This is a genomic window from Verrucosispora sp. WMMC514 (genome assembly GCF_027497295.1).
Taxonomy (GTDB): domain Bacteria; phylum Actinomycetota; class Actinomycetes; order Mycobacteriales; family Micromonosporaceae; genus Micromonospora; species Micromonospora palythoicola.
In genome coordinates this window covers 4,179,325-4,203,209 of the sequence record NZ_CP114906.1, presented here as the reverse complement: position 1 = coordinate 4,203,209, position 23,885 = coordinate 4,179,325, and the positions used below count along the sequence as shown (strand labels likewise).

18 protein-coding genes are annotated in these 23,885 nt (G+C 73.3%); 5 read left to right on the top strand and 13 right to left on the bottom strand.

Features of this window, described 5'->3' with window-relative positions:
• The 9 genes from O7597_RS19600 to O7597_RS19560 form a co-directional block, all read right to left on the bottom strand.
• Entirely contained in the window at window positions 1–1,068 is a 1,068-nt protein-coding gene (locus tag O7597_RS19600) for a hemolysin family protein (protein WP_281580355.1), read from the bottom strand.
• Window positions 1,065–2,417 (bottom strand): hemolysin family protein, encoded by a 1,353-nt coding sequence (locus tag O7597_RS19595; protein ID WP_281580354.1) that lies wholly within the window; start codon window positions 2,415–2,417, stop codon window positions 1,065–1,067. Before O7597_RS19595 ends, O7597_RS19600 begins: the two co-directional genes overlap by 4 nt.
• A 169-nt stretch (window positions 2,418–2,586) precedes the next feature.
• Window positions 2,587–2,922 carry a monovalent cation/H(+) antiporter subunit G gene (gene mnhG / locus O7597_RS19590; RefSeq protein ID WP_269739293.1) on the bottom strand — a complete coding sequence of 112 codons (336 nt, stop codon included), beginning with the start codon at window positions 2,920–2,922 and terminating at the stop codon, window positions 2,587–2,589.
• On the bottom strand, window positions 2,919–3,182 hold the full coding sequence (locus O7597_RS19585) for a monovalent cation/H+ antiporter complex subunit F (protein ID WP_164445627.1): 264 nt from the start codon (window positions 3,180–3,182) through the stop codon (window positions 2,919–2,921). Before O7597_RS19585 ends, mnhG begins: the two co-directional genes overlap by 4 nt.
• Complete coding sequence (locus O7597_RS19580) at window positions 3,179–3,760, bottom strand: Na+/H+ antiporter subunit E (RefSeq protein ID WP_281580353.1); 582 nt, start codon at window positions 3,758–3,760, stop codon at window positions 3,179–3,181. Before O7597_RS19580 ends, O7597_RS19585 begins: the two co-directional genes overlap by 4 nt.
• Window positions 3,757–5,259 carry a Na+/H+ antiporter subunit D gene (locus O7597_RS19575; protein WP_269739296.1) on the bottom strand — a complete coding sequence of 501 codons (1,503 nt, stop codon included), beginning with the start codon at window positions 5,257–5,259 and terminating at the stop codon, window positions 3,757–3,759. The genes O7597_RS19580 and O7597_RS19575 overlap by 4 nt, the downstream gene beginning before the upstream one ends.
• Window positions 5,260–5,296: 37 nt before the next feature.
• A complete protein-coding gene (locus O7597_RS19570; protein WP_269739297.1) occupies window positions 5,297–5,761 on the bottom strand; it encodes a Na(+)/H(+) antiporter subunit C in 465 nt (154 codons plus the stop codon).
• Window positions 5,758–8,592, bottom strand: coding sequence for a Na+/H+ antiporter subunit A (locus O7597_RS19565; RefSeq protein ID WP_281580352.1), 2,835 nt, complete (start codon window positions 8,590–8,592; stop codon window positions 5,758–5,760). The genes O7597_RS19570 and O7597_RS19565 overlap by 4 nt, the downstream gene beginning before the upstream one ends.
• A 147-nt stretch (window positions 8,593–8,739) precedes the next feature.
• Window positions 8,740–9,120, bottom strand: a complete 381-nt coding sequence (locus tag O7597_RS19560) for a hypothetical protein (protein ID WP_269739299.1) — start codon at window positions 9,118–9,120, stop codon at window positions 8,740–8,742.
• 180 nt (window positions 9,121–9,300) lie between these two features.
• Here O7597_RS19560 and O7597_RS19555 point away from each other — a divergent pair, with 180 nt between their 5' ends.
• Window positions 9,301–13,872 carry an ATP-dependent helicase gene (locus O7597_RS19555; protein WP_281580351.1) on the top strand — a complete coding sequence of 1,524 codons (4,572 nt, stop codon included), beginning with the start codon at window positions 9,301–9,303 and terminating at the stop codon, window positions 13,870–13,872.
• A 57-nt stretch (window positions 13,873–13,929) separates the two neighbouring features.
• Here O7597_RS19555 and O7597_RS19550 read toward each other — a convergent pair whose 3' ends face one another.
• Window positions 13,930–14,550: a hypothetical protein gene (locus O7597_RS19550; RefSeq protein ID WP_269739301.1), complete on the bottom strand. Its 621-nt coding sequence runs from the start codon at window positions 14,548–14,550 to the stop codon at window positions 13,930–13,932.
• Between the two features lie 223 nt (window positions 14,551–14,773).
• On the opposite strand from O7597_RS19550, the gene O7597_RS19545 reads away from it, so the two are divergent.
• Both O7597_RS19545 and O7597_RS19540 read left to right on the top strand, forming a co-directional pair.
• Window positions 14,774–15,673: an SAM-dependent chlorinase/fluorinase gene (locus O7597_RS19545; RefSeq protein ID WP_281580350.1), complete on the top strand. Its 900-nt coding sequence runs from the start codon at window positions 14,774–14,776 to the stop codon at window positions 15,671–15,673.
• Between the two features lie 26 nt (window positions 15,674–15,699).
• A complete protein-coding gene (locus O7597_RS19540) occupies window positions 15,700–15,942 on the top strand; it encodes a CPCC family cysteine-rich protein (RefSeq protein ID WP_164445633.1) in 243 nt (80 codons plus the stop codon).
• Between the two features lie 74 nt (window positions 15,943–16,016).
• Here the strand turns inward: O7597_RS19540 and O7597_RS19535 are convergent, their stop codons facing one another.
• A complete protein-coding gene (locus O7597_RS19535) occupies window positions 16,017–17,219 on the bottom strand; it encodes a hypothetical protein (RefSeq protein ID WP_281580349.1) in 1,203 nt (400 codons plus the stop codon).
• A 110-nt stretch (window positions 17,220–17,329) separates the two neighbouring features.
• Between O7597_RS19535 and O7597_RS19530 the strand changes: the two genes are divergently transcribed.
• Together O7597_RS19530 and O7597_RS19525 are read left to right on the top strand one after the other, a co-directional pair.
• Window positions 17,330–18,133 carry a zinc finger domain-containing protein gene (locus O7597_RS19530; protein WP_281580348.1) on the top strand — a complete coding sequence of 268 codons (804 nt, stop codon included), beginning with the start codon at window positions 17,330–17,332 and terminating at the stop codon, window positions 18,131–18,133.
• A 313-nt stretch (window positions 18,134–18,446) separates the two neighbouring features.
• Window positions 18,447–22,181 (top strand): hypothetical protein, encoded by a 3,735-nt coding sequence (locus tag O7597_RS19525; protein ID WP_281580347.1) that lies wholly within the window; start codon window positions 18,447–18,449, stop codon window positions 22,179–22,181.
• An 11-nt stretch (window positions 22,182–22,192) separates the two neighbouring features.
• On the opposite strand, the gene O7597_RS19520 is transcribed toward O7597_RS19525, so the two are convergent.
• Together O7597_RS19520 and O7597_RS19515 are read right to left on the bottom strand one after the other, a co-directional pair.
• On the bottom strand, window positions 22,193–22,975 hold the full coding sequence (locus O7597_RS19520; RefSeq protein ID WP_281580346.1) for a hypothetical protein: 783 nt from the start codon (window positions 22,973–22,975) through the stop codon (window positions 22,193–22,195).
• A 42-nt stretch (window positions 22,976–23,017) separates the two neighbouring features.
• A complete protein-coding gene (locus tag O7597_RS19515; RefSeq protein WP_164445636.1) occupies window positions 23,018–23,878 on the bottom strand; it encodes a PspA/IM30 family protein in 861 nt (286 codons plus the stop codon).
• Window positions 23,879–23,885: the final 7 nt, after the last annotated feature.

Genomic DNA, 23,885 nt, shown 5'->3' with positions numbered 1-23,885 from the left:
CTATCTGAGCCGGCGTACCGCGCGCGGGATCGGATCGGTCTCGTCGTCGAACTCCCCGATGACCTCCTCCAGCAGGTCCTCCAGCGCGACGAAGCCGACCGGCCGGGTGGGGCCGCCACCGTTGCGGACCAGGGCGAGTTGGGACTGGCGGGCCCGCATCACGGCCACCGCCTCGGTCACGGTGGCGGTGTCGGGCAGCGTGATGGCGTCGTTCATCAGGTCCGCCGCGGTGGCGTCGGGTCGACCGGCGGTGGCCCGCACCGCCTCCCGTACGTGCACCAGACCGCAGACGTCACCGGCGGCGTCCAGCACCGCCAGCCGGGACCGGCCGCTGTCCCGGCTGACCTGCTCGATGCGGTCCGCCGGATCGTCCCGGCGCACGGTCACCATCCGGTCGAACGGTTCCATCACCTGGGCGACCGTCGTGCCCTGCAACTCCAGCATGCTGGTGAGCAGTTCGTGCTGGGCGGCACCGAGCAGTCCGTGTTCCCGGGACTGTTCGAGCAGCATCCGCAGCTCGTCCGGGCCGTGCACCTGGGCCAACTGGTCCTGCGGGTTCACCTTCACCAGCCGCAGCATGGCGTTGGCCACCGCGTTGAGCACCGACAGCACCGGACGGGCCACCCGGGCGAAGGCCCGGAACGGCAGGGCCAACAGCAGCGCGGAGCGCTCCGGGTGGGTGATCGCCCAGGACTTCGGTGCCATCTCACCGACCACCAGGTGCAGGAAGGTGACCAGGCTCAGCGCGAAGATCAGCGCGATCACGTGGCTGGCGCCGTACGGCACGCCGACCGCGTGCAGCAGCGGGCTGAGCAGCCGCTCGATCGCCGGCTCGGCCAGCGCGCCGAGGCCCAGCGTGCACAGGGTGATGCCGAGTTGCGCACCGGCCAGCATCAGCGACAGCTCGCGTACGCCGTCGAGAGCGGCCCGGGCCGCCCGGCCACCGCTCGCCGCCGCCTGTTCCAGGCGGTACCGCTTGCTGGCCACCAGGGCGAACTCGGCGGCGACGAAGAAGCCGTTGAGCGCCAGCAGGACCACGGAGGTGATCAGCGCGAATCCGGTGCTCATGCCGTCACCTCCGAATGCCCGTCGGTGACCTGGAGGCGGACCGAGTCGGCCACGTGCCGATCCACCGCGAGCACCTCGACCAGGGCGCGCGGCGGCACCTGGCCGTTCTCGCCGTCGGCCGGCAGGCTGATCTCCAGCCGGTCACCGACCTCGGGCACCCGGCCCAGCTCCCGCATGACCAGCCCGGAGAGGGTGTCGTACTCGGCGCCCTCGGGCAGGGCGATGCCGGTGCTGTCGGCGACCTCGTCGATGCGCCAGCGGGCGGGTACCACCCAGGAGCCGTCCTCCTGCCGCGTCGGGGCCCGCTCCGGCGGGTCGTCCTCGTCGCGGATCGGGCCGACCAGTTCCTCGGCGATGTCCTCGAGCGTGATGACCCCGGCGAAACCGCCGTACTCGTCGACCACGCAGGCGAGCTGGCGGTGCCCGGAGCGCAGCCGGTCCAGCACGGTGGGCAGCGGCAGTGTCTCGGGTACCAGCAGCGGCGGTACGGCGACCGCGCTGACCGGGGTGGCGGCCCGCTCGGCCGGTGGTACCTGGAGCACGTCGGCGATGCCGATCACGCCGACCAGGTCGTCGACGCCCTCCGCGCCGCGTACCGGGAAACGGGAGCGGCCGGTGTCGAGCAGCTCGACCACCCGGCTCACCGGCTCGTGTGCGCGCACGGTGTGCACGTCCACCCGGGGCACCATCGCCTCGCCGGCCGTCAACTGCCGGAAGTCGAGCCCCCGGTCCAGCAGCTCCGACATGTCGGCGTCGAGATGCCCCTCCAGCCGGGACTCGGCGATGATCTGTTCCAGGTCCTCCGGGGTGGCACCGCTGGGCAGTTCCTCGATCGGCTCGATGCCGACCCGCCGCAGCAGCCGCACCGCGGACTTGTCGAAGAGCTTGATCAGCGGCCCGGCCATGGCCAGGTAGACCAGGGTGGACCGGGACAACGCCCGGGCCACCTGTTCGGGTCGGGCGATGGCCAGGTTCTTCGGGGCCAGCTCCCCCACCACCATCTGCACCACAGTAGCGATGACCAGGGCCAGCGCGACCGACAGTGGCAGGCTGACGCCGGTGGAGACACCGGCCACGCCGAGCAGCTCGGCCAGGCCGGCACCGAGGTAGGGCTCGGCGACGTAGCCGACGAGCAGGGCGGTCACGGTGATGCCGAGCTGTGCGCCGGAGAGCATGAACGACAGCCGCCCGGTGACCTCCAGGGCCCGGACGGACGCCTGGTCACCTTCGGCGGCGAGCTGCTTCAGCTTGCCGCGGTCGACCGCGACGTAGCCGAACTCCTGCGCGACGAAGTACCCCGTCGCGACGGTCAAGACAACGATCAGAAGAAGACCGACGAGGATCAACACGGGAGGTTCAGGGCTCCCGGGGTCGTCGGTGCGTGGGGATGCCGGGGCCTACCCGGCTGGCTACTGCTGCCCTCCTGGGCAGAAGAGTCGATCATGTGGTCATTCTACCGGCGGCGTGGCCCGGGCCGGGCGGGTGTGCTTACTCATTGTGTCCGCAGGGCGGGACGGCTCAGTGGTCGGCGAGTTCGTCGACGTCGAGCAGGTCCCGGTCCACCCGCCCGGCCCGGTACGCGGCCCGCCCGATCATCTGGGCGGCGACCGGGGCGGTGGCCAGTTGGAAGAGCCCGACGAGCACGATCATGCCGAGGTCGGCCGGGCTGCGCAGCCGCAGACCCACCCCCAGCAGCAGGAGCAGCACGCCGAGCACCTGCGGCTTGGTGGCCGCGTGCATGCGACTCAGCGTGTCCGGGAAGCGCAGCACCCCGATGGCTGCGGCCAGGCTCAACAGCGCACCGGTGACGAGGCTGACCGCGGCCAGCCAGTCCGCGACGGCGCCCGGTGTCACGGCCGGTCCCGGACGGCGAAGCGGACCAGCGAGACGGATCCGACGAAGCCGAGCAGGGCGAGCACCACCAGCACCGGCAGGGTGGTGGCGTGCCGGTTGACCGCCGCCTCCGCGCCGACGGCGCCGACCATGGTGGCGAGCAGCATGTCGGCGGCGACGACCCGGTCCAGCAGCGTCGGACCCCGGTAGAGGCGGACGAGGGCGAGCAGCGCGGTCACCGACAGCAGGCTGGTGAGGACGACGGCGAGGAAGATCGTCACGGGAACTCCTTGTCCACTTCTCGGGTACGCGTCCGGCGTAGTTCGGCGGTCGAGCCGATCGCCGCGACGATCCGCCCTTCCGCGGCGCGGACCTGGTCACGGCTGGCGTCGAGGGCGGCGGGGCCGCGTACGTCGAGCACGTGCACGTAGAGGATTCCGGCGTCCCGGTCCACCTCGATGATCAAGGTGCCGGGCACCAGGGAGAGCACCTCGGCGGTGAGGGCCAGGTTGAGGTCGGTGGGCACCCGCAGCCGCACGCCGATGATCGCCGAACGAGGCGTGTAGCCCGGTTGCACCGCGATCCGGGCGACGTGGGCGCTGGCCCGGACCAGCTCGACGACGAACCGGCCGCCGAAGATCAGCAGACCCCACGGCCGGAGCCGGCCGTGGAAGGTCACCGGCGGCAGTGGGAAGAACAGCAGCACCACGCCGGCGGTCAGCAGCCCACCGAGCAGGTTGCCCCAGGTGAACTCCCCCCAGAACAGGTTCCAGGCGAGCACCAGCCAGCCGTAGGCGATCAGTTGGTCACGCCACCGGCCGACCCGGGTCCGCCGGTCCGGCGCCGCCGGCGTGGTCATGACGTCCCGCCAGGCAGCACGGCACGCACGTACGGGGTGCGCTCGATCAGATCCGCGGCCGCCCGCCCGGTGAAGTCGAACAACGGTCCGGCCAGGAAGGTCAACGACACGCCGAGCACCACCAGGGCGACCGTGGCGCCGACCATCAGCGCGGGCAACGGAGCGGTCGGCGCGACCGTTTCGCAGGGCGAGCGCCAGAAGGCGATGTTCCACACCCGGCTCGCCACGTAGAGGGTGAGCAGGCTGGTCACGGCACCGACGGCCACCAGTGTCCAGGGCAGCGGACCGCCCACGGCGACGCCGGCCTGGAGCAGGCCGAGCTTGCCCAGGAAGCCGGAGAACGGCGGGATACCCGCCAGGTTCATCGCCGAGACGAAGAAGAGCACGCCCACCAGGGGCGCCAGTCGAGCCAGCCCGCCGAGGCGGCGCAGGTCGGTGCTGCCGGCCCGCTGCTCGACCAGTCCGGAGATCAGGAACAGGGTGGTCTGGATGGTGATGTGGTGGACCACGTAGAAGATGGCGCCGACCAGTCCGGCGACCGTGCTCAACCCCACTCCGAAGATCATGTAACCGATGTGACTGACGAGCGTGAACGACAGCAGTCGCTTGATGTCCGACTGGGCCACCGCGCCGAGGATGCCGACGAGCATGGTCAGGCCGGCCGCCACCATCAGCAGTTCCCCGGCCCGCTGGTCCGGGAAGAGCAGGGTCTGGGTCCGGATGATCGCGTACACGCCCACCTTGGTGAGCAGGCCGGCGAAGACCGCGGTGACCGGGGCCGGTGCCGTGGGATAGCTGTCGGGAAGCCAGGCCGACAACGGGAAGACCGCCGCCTTGATGCCGAAGGCCACCAGCAGCATCAGTTGCAGGCTCAGCCGTACGCCGCCCGGTAGCGCGTCCAGCCGCGCGGTGAGCTGTGCCAGGTTGAGCGTGCCGGTGGCCGCGTAGACCAGGCCCACCGAGATCAGGAAGATCATCGATGCCAGGACGTTGACCACGACGTAGGTGGAGCCGGTCCGGATGCGTGGCCCGGTGCCGTTGAGGGTGATCAGGACGAAGCTCGCGGCGAGCAGCATCTCGAAGCCGACGAAGAGGTTGAACAGGTCACCGGCGAGGAACGCGTTGCACACCCCGGCGGTCAGCACGAGGTAGGTGGGGTGGAAGATCGCCACCGGCGACCGCTCCCCGACCTCCGCCTGGCCCTGCCCGATCGAGTACAGCAGCACGCAGAGGGTCACCGCCGAGGAGACCACGAGCATCAGCGCGGCCAGTTGGTCGGCCACCAGCACGATGCCCACCGGCGCCGGCCAGCCGCCGAGCTGTACCACCAGCGGGCCCTGCCGGTACGCCTGGACCAGCAGGACGACCGCCACCACCAGGCTGGTGCTCAGGCAACCCACGCTCACCGTCCGCTGGGTCCACGGCCGGCCCGCCAGCAGCAGGGTCAGCGCGGCACCCAGCACGGGCAGCACCACCGGCAGCGGGACGAGCGTGTTCATCGCCGCCTCCGGTCCGGTCCGGTCGACGCGTACCGGCTCATCCCGGGCCCTCCTCGCGCGGTGGGGCGGGTGCGTCGACCTGCTGCGGATCGGCGGTCGGCGGCTCGCCGGTGAGATCGGCGGCGGAAACCTCCCGTTGGGCTCTCCGGCGGACGATCTGCCGGTCCTCTATGTCGTCGGGCACCTCGTCGTCGCCGCTGAGGTACCAGCTGCGGTAGCTGATCGCCAGCAGGAAGGCGGTGAAGCCGAAGGTGATCACGATGGCGGTGAGCACCATGGCCTGGGGCAGCGCGTCGCTCATCGCCGCCTCGTCACTGACGCCGACCACCGGCGCCTCGCCGGACCGGCCGCCGAAGACGATCAACAGGTTGACGCCGTTGCCGATCAGGATGACGCCGAGCAGGACCCGGCTCAGGCTGCGTTCCAGCAGCAGGGTCACGCCACAGCCGACGAGAACCCCGATCGTGATGAAGGAGACGAGGTTCGCTCCGGCGGCCCTCACCGTGCCTCCCCTCGCTGGCCGGCGAGCCCGCCCCCGGCCCCGCCGGCCGCCTCGATGTGCCGGTCCACCTCGGCGCCGAGGCTGCGCAGCACGTCCAGCGCCAGACCGATCACCACCAGGTAGACGCCGATGTCGAAGAAGAGGGACGTGACCAGGTAGAAGTGACCGACCAGGGGCAGCCAGAGGTCGACCGTGGTGCTCTCCAGCACGGTGCCGTCGGCGATCAGGGAGACCACGCCACTGCCGATCGAGAGCAGCAGGCCGGCACCGAGCACGGTGCCGGCACCGATCGGCGCCGCCTCGACCAACTCGTACCGGCCACCGGCGAGGTACCGCATGGTCAGCGCGAGGCTGGCCACCAGCCCTCCGGCGAAGCCACCGCCGGGCGCGTTGTGCCCGGAGAAGAGCAGGTAGAGCGAGAACAGGACCGCGGTGTGCGAGATCAGTCGGGTGACCACCTCCAGCACGATCGACCGTTGCCGTTCGTGCAGCGTCGCCCCGCCACGCAGCCAGACCGCCCGACCTGCGGGCGCCTCGTCCTCGGCGACCTCCCGACGCCGGGGACGGGGGCCGGTACGGGACCGGTGGAAGATCAGACTCGCCACTCCGGTGGCCGCCGCCACCAGCACCGCCATCTCCCCCAGCGTGTCCCAGGCGCGGATGTCCACCAGGGTCACGTTGACCACGTTGCGTCCGTGCCCCTCCTCGACCGCCAGGTGCGGGAACTCCTCGGAGATGGACCGGGCCTGCCGGGCCGCCGCGGCACCGACGGCCAGCGCGGCAACGGTCGTACCGACGATCACGCCGATCGTCCGCCGGATCCAGCGACTGCGCCGCAGCGGCCGGGTCGAGAACCGTTCGGGCAGTCGACGCAGCACCAGCACGAAGATCGCGATGGTCATCGTCTCCACGAGAAACTGGGTGAGCGCCAGGTCGGGCGCGCCGTAGAGCACGAACAGCATCGCGGTGCCGTAACCGGTCATGCCGACCAGCAGCATCGCGGTCAACCGCCGACGGGCACCCACGGCGAGCAGGGCGGCGACGCAGACCACCAGCAGCACCACCGGCTGCGCGGGAGTGGCCCACAGCTCCAGTGGCTGTTCCCAGGGCTCGATGAGGAACACCGTCCCGCCCGGCACCGCGGCCAGCACGATCAGGATGAGGCCGAGATACTGCGGCAGGGAACCCCGCTGGGTGACGCTGGTGACGTCCAACGCGACCCGGTCGAAGCGGTGGGTGATCCACTCGTACCCCTGTTGGCCGGTGACCGGCCAGCGCAGCCGGGCCAGCACCGGGGCCAGCGGGCCGCGCAGCGCGAACAGCGCGGTGCCACCCACCAGCGCCAGCGCGGACAGGCCGAGCGCCGGGGTGAGCCCGTGCCACAGCGCCAGGTGTTTCCCGACGGCGCCGAAGAGTTCGGGATACGGGCGGAGCAGCTGGTCCAGCGCTCCCGCGGCGGGGCCCGCGACGAGCCCGACGACGGCCAGCAGGGTCGGTGGGGCCAGCAGCGACGGCGCGATCCGGCCCAGGTCGGTGGCGTCGGCGCCGGGTCGGTCGGCGAACGCGCCCCAGATGAACCTGATGCTGTACGCGACGGTGAGCACGGTGCCGACGACGAGCACCGCCAGCACCAGCGGCTGGTCGGCGAAGGCGGCGAACACGGCCTCCTTGGCGACGAAGCCGAACAGCGGTGGCAGCCCGGCCATCGAGGCGGCCGCGAGCACGGCCACCCCGGTCAGCACCGGTGCGGTGCGCCGCAGCCCGGACAACTCGCGCAGGTCACGGGTCCCGGCGCCATGGTCGATCACGCCGACCACGAGGAACAGCGCCGCCTTGAACAACGCGTGGGCGAGCAGCATGGCGACACCGGCGAGCGCGGCGTCCGCGGTGCCCACCCCGACGACCACCGTCAGCAGTCCGAGCTGGCTGACCGTGCCGTGGGCGAGCAGCAGCTTCAGGTCGGTCTGCCGCAGTGCCGCCCAGCCACCCACCAGCATGGTGGCCAGGCCGGCGACCAGCACCACCGGACGCCACGGACCGATCACGGCGAGCACCGGGGTGAGCAGGCCGAGCAGGTAGACGCCGGCCTTCACCATCGCCGCCGCGTGCAGGTACGCGCTGACCGGTGTCGGTGCGGCCATCGCCACCGGCAGCCACGAGGTGAACGGCAGCACCGCCGACTTCGACAGCGCACCGAGCAGGATCAGCAGTACCGCGACGACCAGGTACGCCCCACCGGGCAGCGGTTGCTGGGCCAGCTCGGACCAGCGGTAGGTGCCGGCGTGGTGACCGAGCATGAGGAACCCGACAAGCATGGCCAGGCCACCGAGGGTGGTCACGGTCAGCGCCTGGGCCGCGGCCCAACGGCTCGACCGCCGTTCGGTGCTGTGGCCGATCAGCAGGTACGAGAAGACGGTGGTGAGTTCCCAGCAGACGTAGAGCAGCAGCAGGTTGTCGGCGAGGACCAGCCCGAGCATCGCCCCGGCGAAGGCGACGAGCACCCCGGCGAACCGTGAGTTGCCGAGCGCGTCGGGCGGGAAGTACCGGGCGCTGTAGCCGAGCACCAACGCGCCCACCCCGCCCACCAGCAGGGTCATCAGCCAGGACAGGGTGGTCATCCGCAGCGCGAGATCCAACCCCAGTTCCGAAATCCACGGGTAGGTCTCGACGACCGCACCGCCGTGCGTCACGTCGGGTGTGCGTACCAGTGCCCAGCCGAAGGCGGCCGCCGGCACCAACGCCAGCAGGTAACAGGCGCGCGGACCCCACCGGCGAACCAGCGGCGGCGCCACGACGGCCGCCACGAGGTGCAGGATCAGCAGTACGAGCACGCGCGCTCCCGGTCGAGGTGGCCGCGACGCCCCATGGGGGTTGGGGGTCTAGCAGCGATCAGACGACAGATCAGCGCGCTATGGATGCTTTTTCCGAGATAAAAACACTTTCGCCGTCAATGCGGCTGAAGACGGGGAAAGACCGAATCAGCTGTGCGCGGCAACATCCGTCGTGGCGCTTCCGCCGCCACGCACCGGACGCCCCTCGACCACCAGGTCTGCCCGACCAAGTTGGGCCGCGGCCTTGTTGACCAGTCGCTGCGCGGCGGCCAGGGACCGCACGGACAGCAACCTCCCACGGCTTTCCCGACGCAGGACGAAGTAGTGCACGGCGGCCCGCACCTGGGCGCGGTCGGCCGCGCTGGCCTGCGCGGTGGAGACGACGAGTTCGCGCAGGCAACTGGCGAGCCGCTCGGCCAACTCGAGATCCGCGCCGTGCAGCCCGGCACGCAGCGCCGTGACATGGCTGTCGACCTTGCGGATCAGGATGTCGGTGCCGGGGCCCGACCTCCGCTCCTCGACGGCCATCCCGCCCCCTCCACCGCTCACCACGACCCGGGTGAAGTTACTTTATGTTGCCTCGCCAGAGCAAGCAGTTAAGTAAGACTTAACGGATTCTCGGTGCAAGTAGCCTTAAACGCCTTAACACGACATAGCCGCCCCGACTCGCGGCGGACGAATGTCGGTGCCCGGGGGCAGGATGGGTGCGTGGCGGACACCAGCACGGCCTCCGGCGAGGGGGTGCTCTCCCGGTTCGGGCCGGCGACCCGGGAGTGGTTCGATGCGGCGTTCGCCGCACCTACGGCGGCGCAGGCCGGCGCCTGGAACGCGGTCGCCGCCGGCCGACACGCCCTGGTCGTGGCGCCCACCGGTTCCGGCAAGACCCTCGCGGCGTTCCTGTGGTCCCTCGACCGGCTCTCCCGTGAGACCGCGCCGGCCGATCCTCGGCGACGCTGCCGGGTGCTCTACGTCAGCCCGCTCAAGGCGCTCGCGGTCGACGTCGAACGCAACCTGCGCGCCCCGCTCACCGGCATCCGGCAGGCCGCCACCCGGCTCGCCCTGCCCCCGCCGGAGATCACCGTCGGGATGCGCACCGGCGACACCCCCGCCGACGAGCGGCGGGCCTTCGCCCGCACCCCGCCGGACATCCTCATCACCACGCCGGAGTCGCTGTTCCTGCTGCTCACCTCGGCCGCGCGGGACTCGCTGCGGGGTGTCGAGACCGTGATCGTCGACGAGGTGCACGCGGTCGCCGGCACCAAACGCGGCGCCCACCTGGCGCTCTCCCTGGAGCGGCTCGACCAGTTGCTGCCCGCCCCGGCACAGCGCATCGGGCTCTCCGCCACCGTCCGGCCGCTGGACGAGTGCGCCCGTTTCCTCGGCGGCGCCCGCCCGGTCGAGGTGGTGGCCCCGGCGACCGCCAAGACGATCGAGGTCAGCGTCCAGGTGCCGGTGGAGGACATGACCCGCCTCGACGAGCAGCCGCCGCCGGAGGACGATCTCGCCGGTCCACGCACGGCATCCATCTGGCCGGCCGTGGAGGAGCGGGTCTTCGCCCTGATCAGGGCGCACCGTTCGACGATCGTCTTCACCAACTCCCGACGCAGCGCCGAACGTCTCTGCGCCCGGCTCAACGAGTTGGCCGCCGACGAGACTGCTACGGCGACGTCACCCGCGACCGGCCCGGCGGCTCGGACACCTGCCGAGATGATGGCCCAGGCCGGCGCGGTGTCCGGTGCCCCGCCGGTGATCGCCCGGGCGCACCACGGCAGCGTCTCCCGGGAGGAGCGCCGGCAGATCGAGGAGGCGCTGAAGGCGGGCCGGTTGCCCGCGGTGGTGGCCACCTCCAGTCTCGAACTCGGCATCGACATGGGCGCGGTCGACCTGGTCGTGCAGATCGAGGCACCGCCGAGCGTGGCCGCCGGCCTGCAACGGGTCGGCCGGGCCGGGCACCAGGTCGGCGCGGTGTCGCGCGGGGTGGTCCTGCCCAAGCACCGCGGCGACCTGCTCTCCTGCGCGGTGGTCGCGGAGCGGATGGGCGAGGCGGCCATCGAGGAGCTGCGCCATCCCCGCAACCCGCTGGACGTGCTCGCCCAGCAGATCGTCGCGATGGTCGCGCTCGACGAGTGGCGGGTCGGCGACCTGGCGACCGTCGTCCGTCGGGCCGCGCCCTTCGCCGAGCTGCCCGACTCCGCGCTGCACGCCGTACTGGACATGCTCTCCGGCCGTTACCCGTCCACCGCCTTCGCCGAGCTTCGCCCCCGCCTGGTGTGGGATCGCGCCACCGACGTGCTGACCGGCCGTCCCGGCGCCCAACGGCTCGCGGTGACCAGCGGTGGCACCATCCCCGACCGGGGGCTGTTCGGCGTCTTCCTGGCCGGGGCGGAACGGGCCGCCCGGGTCGGCGAGCTGGACGAGGAGATGGTCTACGAGTCCCGGGTCGGAGACATCTTCCTGCTCGGTTCCTCCTCCTGGCGGATCGAGGAGATCACGCCCGACCGCGTGCTGGTCTCCCCGGCACCTGGGCAGGCGGCGAAGATGCCGTTCTGGAAGGGCGACCAGCCGGGCCGGCCGGTGGAACTGGGCCGGGCGATCGGCGCCCGGGTACGGGCCCTGCTCCGGCAGGACACCGAGCAGGCCACGGCCGCGCTGCGGGCCACCGGGTTGGACGACTGGGCCGCCGGAAACCTCCTGACCTACCTGCACGAGCAGCGGGCGGCGACCCGGGCCCTGCCGGACGACCGGACGGTGGTCGTCGAACGCTTCCGCGACGAGCTGGGTGACTGGCGACTGGCCGTGCACAGCGTCCTGGGCGCCCGGGTCAACGCACCGTGGGCGTTGGCCATCGGCCGCCGGCTCGCCGAGCGCTACGGGGTCGACGCACAGGTGATGCCCGCCGACGACGGGATCGTGGTCCGGCTGCCGGACACCGCCGACACGCCGCCCGGCGCCGACGTGGTGGCCTTCGACCCGGAGGAGATCGCGCAGTTGGTGGAGGAGTCGGTGGGCACCTCGACGCTGTTCGCCGCGCGGTTCCGGGAGTGCGCCGCCCGGTCGCTGCTGCTGCCCCGCCGCGATCCGCGCCGCCGCCAGCCGCTCTGGCAGCAGCGGCAACGCGCCGCCCAACTGCTCGACGTGGCCCGCGAGTACGCCGACTTCCCGGTCACCCTGGAGGCGGCGCGGGAGTGCCTGCAGGATGTCTTCGACCTGCCCGCCCTGACCCAGGTGATGCGTGACCTGGCCGGCCGCCGGGTGCGCCTGGTCGAGGTGGAGAGCGCCCGGCCGTCCCCGTTCGCCCGCTCGCTGCTGTTCGGCTACGTCGGTGCCTTCCTCTACGAGGGCGACGCGCCGCTGGCCGAACGCCGGGCCGCTGCCCTCACCCTGGATTCGGCCCTGCTCGGTGAGTTGCTGGGCCGGGTCGACCTGCGCGAGCTGCTCGACCCGGCGGTGCTCGCCGAGACCGAGCGGCAACTACGCTGGCTGACCCCGCAACGTCGGGCCCGCGATGCCGAGGACGTGATCGAACTGCTCCGGCAGCTCGGCGAGCTGAGCACCGCCGAGTTGGCCGAACGCGGAGTGCCCGAGGCGTGGCTCACCGACCTGGCCGCCGCCCGACGGGTGCTGCGGGTCCGCATCGCCGGGCAGGAACGCTGGGTCGGCGTCGAGGATGCCGGCCGGCTGCGGGACGCTCTCGGCGTGGCCCTGCCGGTCGGTGTCGCCGAGGCGTACCTCGAACCGGTTGCCGACCCGCTCGGCGACCTGGTGGCCCGGTACGCCCGCACCCACGCCCCGTTCACGGCCGCGAGCTGCGCGGCCCGGTTCGGGCTCGGGGTCTTCGTGGTCGAGCAGGCGCTGCGCCGGCTGGCCGCCCCCGGCCGGGTGGTCTCCGGCGAGTTCACCCCGGACACGGCCGGCACCCAGTGGTGCGACGCCGAGGTGCTGCGCCTGCTGCGCCGCCGTTCCCTCGCCGCGCTCCGCCGCGAGATCGAGCCGGTACCACCGCAGGCCCTGGCGACCTTCCTACCCCGCTGGCAGCAGGTCGGCTCCTCGGCGCGCGGGGTCGAGGCGGTGGCCGCGACGGTCGAGCAGTTGCAGGGTGCCTCGGTGCCCGCGTCGGCCTTGGAACGGCTGGTGCTGCCGGCCCGGGTCGCCGACTACTCCCCCGCCCAGCTCGACGAGCTGTGCGCCAGTGGCGAGGTGCTGTGGGCCGGCGCGGGGGCGATCTCCGGTGGGGACGGCTGGGTCAGCCTGGCGTACGCCGACTCGGCCGCGCTGCTGCTGCCGCCACCGGACGAGACCCTCGCGGGTACGCCCCTGCACGACGCGGTGCTGGACGCGCTCGACGCCGGGCAGGCCCTGTTCTTCCGGCCGCTGGCCGACCGGGTCGGCGCCACCGACGACGCCGAGCTGACCGCCGTCATCTGGGACCTGGTCTGGGCCGGCCACCTCACCAACGACACCCTTGCTCCGCTGCGGGCGGTCCTCGGCGCCGGTGGCGCGCACCGCGCCCGCCCGACCGCCGCCCGCAGCCGTTACCGCCGACCGGGACGGCTGGCGCTGCCGAGTCGCGGTGGCCCGCCGACGGTGGCCGGACGCTGGTCCCGGCTGCCGGCGCGGGACACCGACCCGACCCGCCGCGCCGCCGCCCTCGCCGACCTCCTGTTGGAGCGGCACGGTGTGCTGACCCGGGGCGCGGTGGTGGCCGAGCAGGTGGCGGGCGGCTTCGCGGCGGTCTACCCGGTGCTAGCCGCGCTGGAGGAGCGCGGCGCGGCCCGGCGGGGATACTTCGTCGACGGGCTGGGCGCGGCGCAGTTCGCGGTGCCCGGCGCGGTGGACCGGATCCGCGCCGGTGCCGACCCACTCGACGGTGGCCGGCCTCGCGGCGGGGCCACGGTGGTGCTGGCCGCCACCGACCCGGCGAACCCGTACGGCGCGGCACTGCCCTGGCCGGAGCGGGCCGTCGACTCCGGTGACGCGGCATCGCCGCGGACCAGCGGGCACCGGGCGGGTCGCAAGGCCGGGGCGCTGGTCGTGCTGGTCGAGGGTGGGTTGGCGCTCTACGTGGAGCGGGGTGGGCGGACGCTGCTCTCCTTCACCGACGACGTCGACGTGCTGGCCGCCGCCGGCAAGGCGCTCGCCGACGCCGTCCACTCCGGCGCGCTGGGCCCGATCTCGGTGGAACGCGCCGACGGCGAGTCTGTCGGCTCGTCGCCGCTGCGCGACGCCCTGACCGCCGCCGGCTTCCGCACCACCCCCCGCGGCCTCCGCCTCCGCCCCTGACCACCCCGTCACGGTGCGTCAGGCGGGGCAGGAGGAGAGAAGAGCAGGGTGGAGGGGTCAGCGGAGCTTGTCGAGGACCTTCTCGTAGCGGGGGCGGTCGGCGGGCGGCGTTGGCGCCTCGAGGTAGTTGAGCACCACGGTGCCGCTGCGGTAGGCGGCTCCGCTCCACCGCTCGGCCAGGTCACCGGCGCTGCTCTCGTCGGGGAAGACGTAGACGGCCACGTGGTCGGTCACGACCAGTTCCGAGCAGCCCAGACCCAACCCGTCCGGTCCACAGTCGACGGAGCGGTCCCGGACGTTGGCCGCCTTGAGCCCGGCCGCCCGGAACGCCGCCACGACCTCCCGGCCGGTCGGTTCGCCGGCCTGGCGGGGCGGTAGCTCCACCGGCGGCGGGCTCGGTGGTCGCCGCTCGGTGGTGGCGTCGGCCTTCGGCGCGGCCGTACCCGGTCGCGATGGCGGCGGCGGCGCGACACCGCTCGGGGCGGTGTCACCCGGGGGCGCCGGGCTGGCAGCCGCGGTCGGCGCGGTCGCGGCCCCCGGTGCGGCCGGAGCCGCCGACGGGCCGCTGAGGGTCGGGGCCGGTCCGGCGGCCGGCGGCGCGTCCTGGTCGGCACCGCAGGCGGCCAGCGCCACGGTGGTCACGAGCACGACGACGGTGGGCAGCATCCGGTGACTCACCCACGCAGTCTGTCCAACCGGGACCGCCGCCGGCAGTGGCCGGTCGGTCAGCCACGGTGTCGGCTTTCCGGCATCGGAGCGCCCACCTCTCGACTCCGACAGACCGACGTGGTGCGGCAGCGGCGGCGCGGGTACGCCGCTACCGGGGATTGGCGGCGGAAGCGGCGGTCCCGCGCCGGCACCCTCCGCCGGGACGGCGGATACGGGCGTACGATCCGGTGCCGTGACCAGGAGCGCCGCCCGCGAGCCCCGGCCACCGGCCGAGGTCGTCTCGCTGACCACCGACTACGGCCTCGCCGACGGCTTCGTGGCGGCCTGCCACGGGGTGATCGCCCGCCTCGCGCCCGCGCTGCGGGTCATCGACGTGACCCACCTGGTGCCGCCGGGTGACGTCCGCCGGGGCGCGGCGGTGCTGGCCCAGACCGTGCCGCACCTGCCGCCCGGGGTGCACATGGCGGTGGTGGACCCCGGGGTCGGTACGAGCCGGCGGGGTGTCGCCCTCGGCACGCCTGAGGGTCTGCTGGTCGGCCCGGACAATGGCCTGCTGCTGGACGCCGCCGCGGCGCTCGGCGGGGTGACCGGGGCGGTGGAGCTGACCAACCCGCGCTGGCTGGCCCCCCGGGTGTCGGCCACCTTCCACGGACGGGACGTCTTCGCCCCGGTCGCGGCCCGCCTGGCTCTTGGTGCCCCGCTGACCGACGCCGGCCCGGCGGTCGATCCGGCGACGCTGGTACGGCTGCCCGAACCGCTGGTCCGCCGGGTACCGGACGGGTTCGTCGCCGAGGTGCTGACCGTGGACCACTTCGGGAACGTCCAGTTGGCCGCCCCGGCCGAGCTACTGGACCCGCTGCCGGCCCAGGTACGGGTCCGCCCGGTGACTGGCGACCCGGCCACCGACGACGACCCGACGGCGGTCGACGGGTGGGAACGGGAGGCGGTGCACGGGCGCACCTTCGGCGACGCCCCGGTGGGCGCCCTGGTGGCGCACGTCGACTCGACCGGCCGGGTCGCGCTCTCCGTCAACGGTGGACACGCCGCCGAACTGCTCGCGGTGGATCCGGGTACGCTGCTGCGGGTCCGGGGTTTAGGCGTCGTGGGGGACGCTTCCGGACAACACGGATGAAGTGTCTACTGTGGAAAGCTGTCGAGGTGGATGATCGCTGGGTTCCCGCCGCTTGTCCCTGCTGCGCGTACCGGACCGGTGGTGGCACCTGCCCGGTCTGTTTCTGGACAGACGACGGTCAGGGCGACGCCGACGCGGACGTCGTACGCGGCGGGGCGAACGGGGACCTGAGCCTGTCGCACGCCCGCCTGAACTTCGCCGTCTACGGTGCCTGCCATCCCCGGTACCAGGAACTGGTGCGGACACCGAGGCCGGAGGAGATGCCCTGAATCGGCCGGGCACCCGCTGACGCGGCGAGCCGGGCCGGCCTGGGAGGACGCCGACCCGGCTCGGGGTGCCGGTCTCAGCAGACCGGCACCGACCCACCCCAGACCGTCGAGATGTAGGCGTGGCTGACGAACTGCCCGCTGGCCAGGCGGTTCCACCGGTTGGTGGTGCGGTACGGGCCGACGATCGTCTGTCCGGTCACGTAGCACTGGATCGGCACGTTCGCGTACTGGGCGGCCAGGCCACGGGACTGGTAGCCGGTGCTCGGGCCGGAGCGCACGGTCAACGGCCCGTCACCGACCACCCCTCGCGGGCCGGTGCCGGTCCACAGGTACGCCACGTCGACCCAGGCGTTCGTGGACAGTTGCAACCCGTCCCAGAACGTCCCGTCGGCGAGGTCGATGCCGGCCGGGTTGAGCACCACCCGACCGAACTGGTCCCGCCCGCCGTTGTAGCCGTCCTGGTACGCGGCCTGCGCCTGCGGCCGGCCCTGCGGCAGTGCCTTCCAGTTCTCCCGCACCGCGCTGAGGTTCCAGTAGTCGTCGCGGGTGTTCCACGGACCGACGTCCCAGACCGGGGCGTATTCGCACCGGCTGCCGGTGACGGTGCAGACCCGGACGGTGTAGTCGCCGGTGTTGCGTGGAGACAGCCCCCGACGCGACGGCAACGCGACGAAATGGTCCCGGGCGCGAACCGTGTGCCCGTTCGCGGTCAACTCGCCCACCAGTCCGACCCGGGTCGCGTACACCCGGTAGGTCAGACCGGGGGTGGCCGCGGTGGTGGCGGCGACGGTGTCGGCGGTGAGCCGGACGGCACGGACCTCGGTGCTGGCACCGGAGGGGCTGCCGGTCAGCACCACCCGAGCCTGCACCCGACGGACCGGCCGGTCGAAGACGGCCGCGGGCGCCGCGTCGCGCCATTCGGTCCAGCCGGCGGCCCGCCAGCCGCGGACCTGCACGGTCGCGGTGGCGCCGGCCCGGTCGACGATGGTGACCTGGGCACGGACCCGGGTGGCCGGGCGACTGAGGGTACGCGGTACGGCCACCAGCATGCCCTCGGCGACGACGCTGCGTCGGGCGGGCACGCCGGGTGGCCGGGCGTCGGCCAGTCGCAGGCCGGCACGGGTGTGTCGCACGTTGACGTCGTCGGCGTCGACGACCGACAGCTCGGCGGTCCACCGGTCGGCCCGGTCGGCCGAGGAGGCGGCGTGGGGATGGAGGGCGAGGGCGAGGGCAGTGGCCAGGAGCGTGGCCAGGACGGCGTTGCGGGGATGATTCATCGGCATTCTCCTCAGAACTCCCCGATAGTGCCTATATCCGTAGATCGAACAGAAGCGTCATACAAATAGCGATACATGTGAATTGCGCTCGGGTGAGGGAGAATGGTGCCGTGCCCGAAGGTGACACCGTCTGGAACACCGCCCGCGTCCTGGAACGCGCGCTGGTCGGCGCCCGGCTGACCGGCAGCGACTTTCGGGTGCCCTCGCTGGCCACGACCGACCTCGCCGGATGGTCGGTACGCGACAGCGCGAGCCGGGGAAAACACCTGCTGCTCCGGCTGGACGCCCCGGCCGGCACCGGTGAGTCGCGCTGGACGCTGCACTCGCACCTGCGGATGGACGGCACCTGGCGGGCCTACCCGCCCGGGGAGCGGTGGACCGCCCGGCCGGCGCACCTGATCCGGGTGGTGCTGCGTGCCCCGGCCGCCACCGCCGTCGGCTATCACCTGCACGAGGTGGCCCTGGTGCCCACCGCCGACGAGGACCGCCTCGTCGGCCACCTCGGCCCCGACCTGCTCGGCGCCGACTGGGACCCCACCGAGGCCGCCCGTCGGCTCGCCAGCCACCCGGACACGCCGGTCGGTGTGGCCCTGCTCGACCAACGCATCCTGGCCGGCGTCGGCAACCTCTACAAGTGTGAGGTGCTGTTCCTGCGCGGGGTGCACCCGCGTACCCCCGTGCGGGACGTGCCCGACCTCACCGGTCTGGTGACCCTGGCGCAGAAGTTGCTGGCCGCGAACCGGGGCCGCTGGACGCAGAGCACCACCGGGGCGCTGGGGCGCGGCCGGACCAGCTACGTGTACGGCCGCCGGGCGCAGCCGTGCCGACGCTGCGGCACCGCCATCCGCAAGGAGGAGCTGGGCGACCGGGTCACCTACTGGTGTCCCACCTGCCAGCCCGGCGAGCCGGTCTGAGCCGGCACCATGCATCTTCCACGCGCCGGGCCGAGCCGGCACCACGCATCTTCCACGCGCCGGCCCGAGCCGGCACCACGCATCTTCCACGCGGCGGTCTGGGCAGGTCGGAGCCGGTGGACGGCCGGCCGCGCCAGCGGCGCGGAGTGGCGACAACGACACGCCGGCAGCTCGGCAGTTTGGCACGAATGGGGACTTCCTAACCGGCCACCACACGTCGCATGCTGCGGTTGAGGGCTCACGGAACGTCAACACGCGGGCCCGGCCGCCACGTCGGGGTGACGGCCGGCGCGCCTCGATCACCGGGAGAGCCATGGCCGTGTTCCGCAGACTCCGGTCGACCTGGCTGGACCGCGCCGCCCGCACCGACCAGCCCGGCACGCCGAGCGCCGTGCCCGGCACCCGGACCGCCCCGGACACGGAGAACGGCACGCACCCCGGGGCCGACCGTGAGGTCCCGACGGCGGGGACCGCCGGCACCGCAAGTCCCGACGACACGGGCGCGGCGACGCGGACACCACCGGTGCCCGGCCAGCCGCATCCGGGAACGGCCCCGTCCCGGCCCGGGCCGGCGAGCCTGGACCCGGCGGCGGCCCCCCGCTACTTCGGCGCCGTGCCCAACCACGCCTACAGCCCACTGCCCACGCTCGACGAAGACGGGCAGCCGGTGCCCGGCACCGGGTTGCGCAAGTTCGTCGACCCGCTGCCCGGCCTCGGCCCACTGGGACGTACCCCGCACGGTGCCCACCTGCCGGTCGCTGTGCCCGACACGATCACCTATCCCGGTTGCGACTACTACGAGATCGGGCTCCAGGAATACACCCAACGGCTGCACCGGGACCTGCCGGCGACCCGGCTGCGCGGCTACCGCCAGCTGAATCTGGGTACCAACGCGGACGGGCACAACACCGTCGCCCCGCCACGGCGGCCCTGGCACCTCGGTCCGGTCGTGCTCGCCCGACGCGGCCGGCCGGTACGCGTCAAGTTCATCAATCAACTGCCCACCGGGGACCTCTTCCTACCGGTCGACCCGACCGTGCCCGGTGCCGGCCCGGGGCCCCTCGACGGGCCGGCACCCTACCCGCAGAACCGGGCCGTGCCGCATCTCTGCGGCGCGCTCACCGGCTGGATCAGCGCCGGCGGCCCCGGGCAGTGGATCACTCCGGCGGGCGAGATCACCCCCTATCCCACCGGTCCCGGCCTGGCCCACGTGCCGGACATGCCCCATCCGGGGCAGGGTGCGACCACCCGCTACTACCCGAACGACCAGAGCGGCCGGCTGCTCTGGTTCCACGACAACACCGTCGGGCTCTCCCGGCTGACCGTCTACTCCGGCCAGCTCGCGCTCTACCTGCTCACCGACGACGCGCAGGAGCGGTTGATCGCCGACGGCACGCTGCCGTCCGAGCAGTTGCCGCTGGTCTTCGAGGACAAGACGTTCGTGCCGGACGACGCCCAGCTCGCCGCCCAGGACCCGACCTGGGATCGGGACCGGTGGGGTTCCCGCGGCGCCCTCTGGCACCCGCACGTCTACCAGGTCCGCCAGAACCCGTACCGGCGCGACGGCATCAATCCGACCGGCCGGTGGGACTACGGGCCCTGGTCGCGTACCGCCCACGCCGGCCCCGACGCCTCCGCCGCCACCGTGCCCAACCCGCACCACGACCCGGTCACCTCGCCGGATGAGCCGCCGGAGAGCCCGGGCGTGCCGCAGCCGAGCGCGGTGCCCGCCAGCTACGGCGACACGGTCCTGGTGAACGGTGCCGCGTACCCGTACCTGGAGGTGCAGCCGACGGTCCACCGGTGGCGCATCCTCAACGCCTGCACCGACCGCTGGCTCAATCTGCAGCTGTACCGGGCCGCCTCGGACACGCCGATGTGGACGCCGGACGGAAGCCTCGCCGACGCCGACGCCGGTGAGGTGCCGATGGTCGACGCGGTGCGCGCCCCGGGCCGGCCGGCGGGCTGGCCCACCGACGGGCGGCCCGGCGGCGTGCCGGACCCGACGGCGGCCGGCCCGGAGATGATCCGGATCGGCAACGAGGGCGGCCTGCTGCCGGCACCCGTGGTCGTGCCGAACCGACCGATCGGCTTCCGCCACGACCGACGCGACCCGACCGTGCTCAACGTCGACGGCCACGCGCTGCTGCTCGCCCCCGGCGAGCGGGCCGACGTGCTGGTCGACTTCGCCGCCGTCGACCCCGGCACCACCCTGATCCTCTACAACGACTGCCCCGTCCCGCTGCCCTGCTTCGACCCCCGCTACGACCACCACACCGGCGATCCCGACCGGACCGCCGAGGGCGGTGCGCCGCCGACCGTGCCCGGGTACGGTCCGAACACCCGTACCCTGTTGCAGCTGCGGGTGACGGGCACTCCGGCCCCGCCGTACGACCTCGACCGGCTGCGGGACCGCCTGCCCGCCGCGTACGCGGCCAGCCAGCGTCCCCCGGTCGTGCCGCAACCGGCGTACGACCCCTGCTTCGGCACCACGAGTACGGCGACCCGGATTCCGGTCCACGCCAGCACCGTCGAGTTCACCCCGCCCGGCGGGGCACCGGTGCGCCTGCCGCTGACCGTGCGGTCCGTGTGCCAGGTCTTCGAACCCGAGTACGGCAGGCTCGCCGGCCGCCTCGGCGTGGCCCACCCGCACGGCGGACCGCGCGGCGCGGCGACCCTGCCGCTCGGTCCGACCGACCCGGCAACCGAGGTGGTGTACGCCAGCGACCCGGCCCTGGCGATCGGCACACCGGGCGACGGCAGTCAGCTCTGGCGGGTACGCGGCTGCGGACGGCAGAGCCATCCGGTGCGGTTCGACGGCCTGGACGTGCAGGTGATCGGCCGGGTCGGCCGCGACGGCAGGATCCGGCCACCGCACCCCGGCGAACTCGGCTGGAAGCAGGTGGTGCGCGTCGATCCCGGTGAGGACGTGCTGCTCGCGCTGCGACCCGAGGCACCGCCGCTACCGTTCAAGATCGGCGACAGCGTGCGGCTGCTCGATCCGAGCCGACCGGCCGGCGCCCGGCTCGACTCCACCCCGGTCAGTCCCGTCGACGGGCGACCCGCGTCGGTGGTCAACCAGCTGGTGAACCTCGGTTGGGAGTACCGCTGGGGCAGCGCGGCGGCCGGCCATCGCGATCTGGGCATGAGCCGCCCGCTCGTGGTCCGGGTCTCGCCCCGGGCACCGACCGGGCTCACCGCCGCGCCGGCCCCGGGCTCGGCCACCGCGCTGCCGGCGATCACCCTCGCCTGGACCGGCAACGGCAGCCGCCCCCCGGCCACCAGCCACCTGCTGCACCGGGCCACCGACGCGACCTTCACCAACGGGCTGACCTGCATCACCGTCGCGGCCACCGCGACCCGGTACACCGACGCCACCGTCACCCCGGGCGTCACCTACCACTACCGGATCCGCGCCGAGAACGCAGCCAGCTGCTCCACCTGGTCCAACAGCGTTCCCGCGTCGGTACAGCTCACCGCGCCGGCCAAGCTGACCGCGACCGTTCCACCGGCCGCACCGCTGCGGGTGGCGCTGCGCTGGGCCAACAATTCCTTCGCCACCGGCATCGACGTGCAACGCGCCACCAACCCGACCTTCACCAGTGGGCCCGGCACCACCGCGATAGGCGTCGGCGACAGTCACCTGGACCCGGCGGTCGCGCCCGACACCACCTACTACTACCGGGTACGCACCACCTACCTGGGCGCCGCCTCACCCTGGTCCACTCTGGCGGCGGTGACCACTCCACCCGCGCCCGGCACGCCGACCTCGGTCAGCGTGGCCACCACCGCTCCCGGCCCGGACACCGCGACCGTGGTGCTCGGCTGGTCGGCCAGCACACCCGCCGGACAGGGTGCGGGCTTCACCGTGGAACGGGCCCTGGACCCGGCGTTCACCCGGGAACTGGCCACCTTCACCGTGACCGGTCGCGGCTTCACCAACACCGGCCTGGCCCGGGGCGTGACCTACCACTACCGGGTGCGCTCGTTCAACGTGGTCGGCGCCTCCCCGTACACCGGCCCCATCCCGGTCACCACCCCCGAGTAGGACGGGGGCGGTCAGCGCGACGGGGCAGGGCGGCCCACGGCGCGTAGTTCGGAGAGGGCGGAGGCGAAGCCGTGCAACAGGTCGGTCGCTTCGGTGAGGCGGGCGGCTGCGGGGTGTTCGGTTTCGGGGCGGTACTCCTCGGCGAGGTAGCCGGCGGCGGCGGCGACCAGCCGCTCGTACGCTGTCACGCCCGTCTCCAACTGGCCGGTGAGCGCCCGGTGCGCCTCGGCCAGCGGCGGCTTCGCGTCGGCCGGGGCGAGACGGGCCGCGCGTTCCACACTGGCGACCCGGTTGGCCAGCTCGCGCAGGGACTGTTCGGCGGCGGAGGCTTCGGCGACGGCCGGTTCGGCGAGACCGGTCAGCCGGCCGGCCATGGCTGCCATGGTCGCGGCGGCCCGGTCGAGCCGTTCCCACGGCTGGGCGGCGGCGGTGCCGCGCAGCGCGGTGCGGGAGCGGACCCGACGTACCTCGGCCAGCACGCCGGCACCGGCGGGAAGTCGTTCCACGGCGGCGACCAGGCGGGCGCGGTTACGGGCGGCCGCCTGGGCCGGGTCCAGCGGTGGTGGAGCGGGTTGGGCGGCGAGGGCGCGCAGGTCCACCCAGCGCCAGGTGGCCAGTGCGGTGGCCGCGCCCGCGGCGGCGGCCCACGCCGCGTCGGCCAGACCGATCCCGGCGTACGGGGTCAGCACCGCCGCCGCACCACCGAGCCCGCCGGCCAGGACGCTCCACCGGCGGGCGGAGCCGCGCAGCCTGCTCAGCCGGCGGAAATACCGGGTACGCTCGTCCGCTGCCACCGTCGCCTCCTCGATCCTCCGACTTAGCCGGCGATTCTGCGCTCAGCCGGCGGCCGTGGTGTCGCCGGTGCCGCGTTCGCGGCTCATGCTGGCGCGGATCTCGTCGAGCCGGGCCACCCCCGGGTCCGCGCTGGCCGGCTGCTCCTCGGCGGTGCCGCGGTCGGCGCCCGCGCCGAGCTGCTCACCGGCCATGCTGGCCCGGATCTGGTCCAGCCGGGCGGAGCCCGCCGAGTCCAGCGTCGCCTGCTGGATCTCCAGCATCCGGCCCTCGGTCGAGTTGCTGGCCAGCTCGGCGCGGCCCATGGCGTTGGCGTACCGACGTTCGATGCGCTCGCGTACCTCGTCGAGGGTGGGCGTGCTGCCGGGGGCGGTGAGCGCCGACATGGACTCCAGCGAGGCGGCGACGCTCTCCTGCATCTTGGCCTGCTCCAGCTGGCTGAGCAGTTTGGCGCGCTCGGCGAGCTTCTGCTGGAGGATCATGGAATTGTTCTCCACCGCCCGGCGGGCCTGCCCGGCGGCGGCCAGCGCCTGGTCGTGCAGAGTCTTCAGGTCCTCCGCGGACTGCTCGGCGTTGACCAGCTGGGTGGCCAGGGTCTGCGCGGACTGCTCGTACCGCCCGGCCTCCGCCTCGTCACCCTTGGCCCGGGCCTGGTCGGCAAGGACCAGCGCCTGGCGGGCGTTGGCCTGCAACCGCTCGACGTCGGACATCTGCCGGGACAGCTTCATCTCCAGCTGCCGCTGGTTGCCGATCACCGCGGCGGCCTGCTGGACGAGCGCCTGGTGCTGCCGGTGCGCCTCGTCGATGGCCTGCTGGAGCTGCACCTTCGGGTCGGCGTGCTCGTCGATGCGGGCGCCGAAGAGCGCCATCAGGTACTTCCACCCCTTGACGAACGGGTTCGCCATCTCCGCG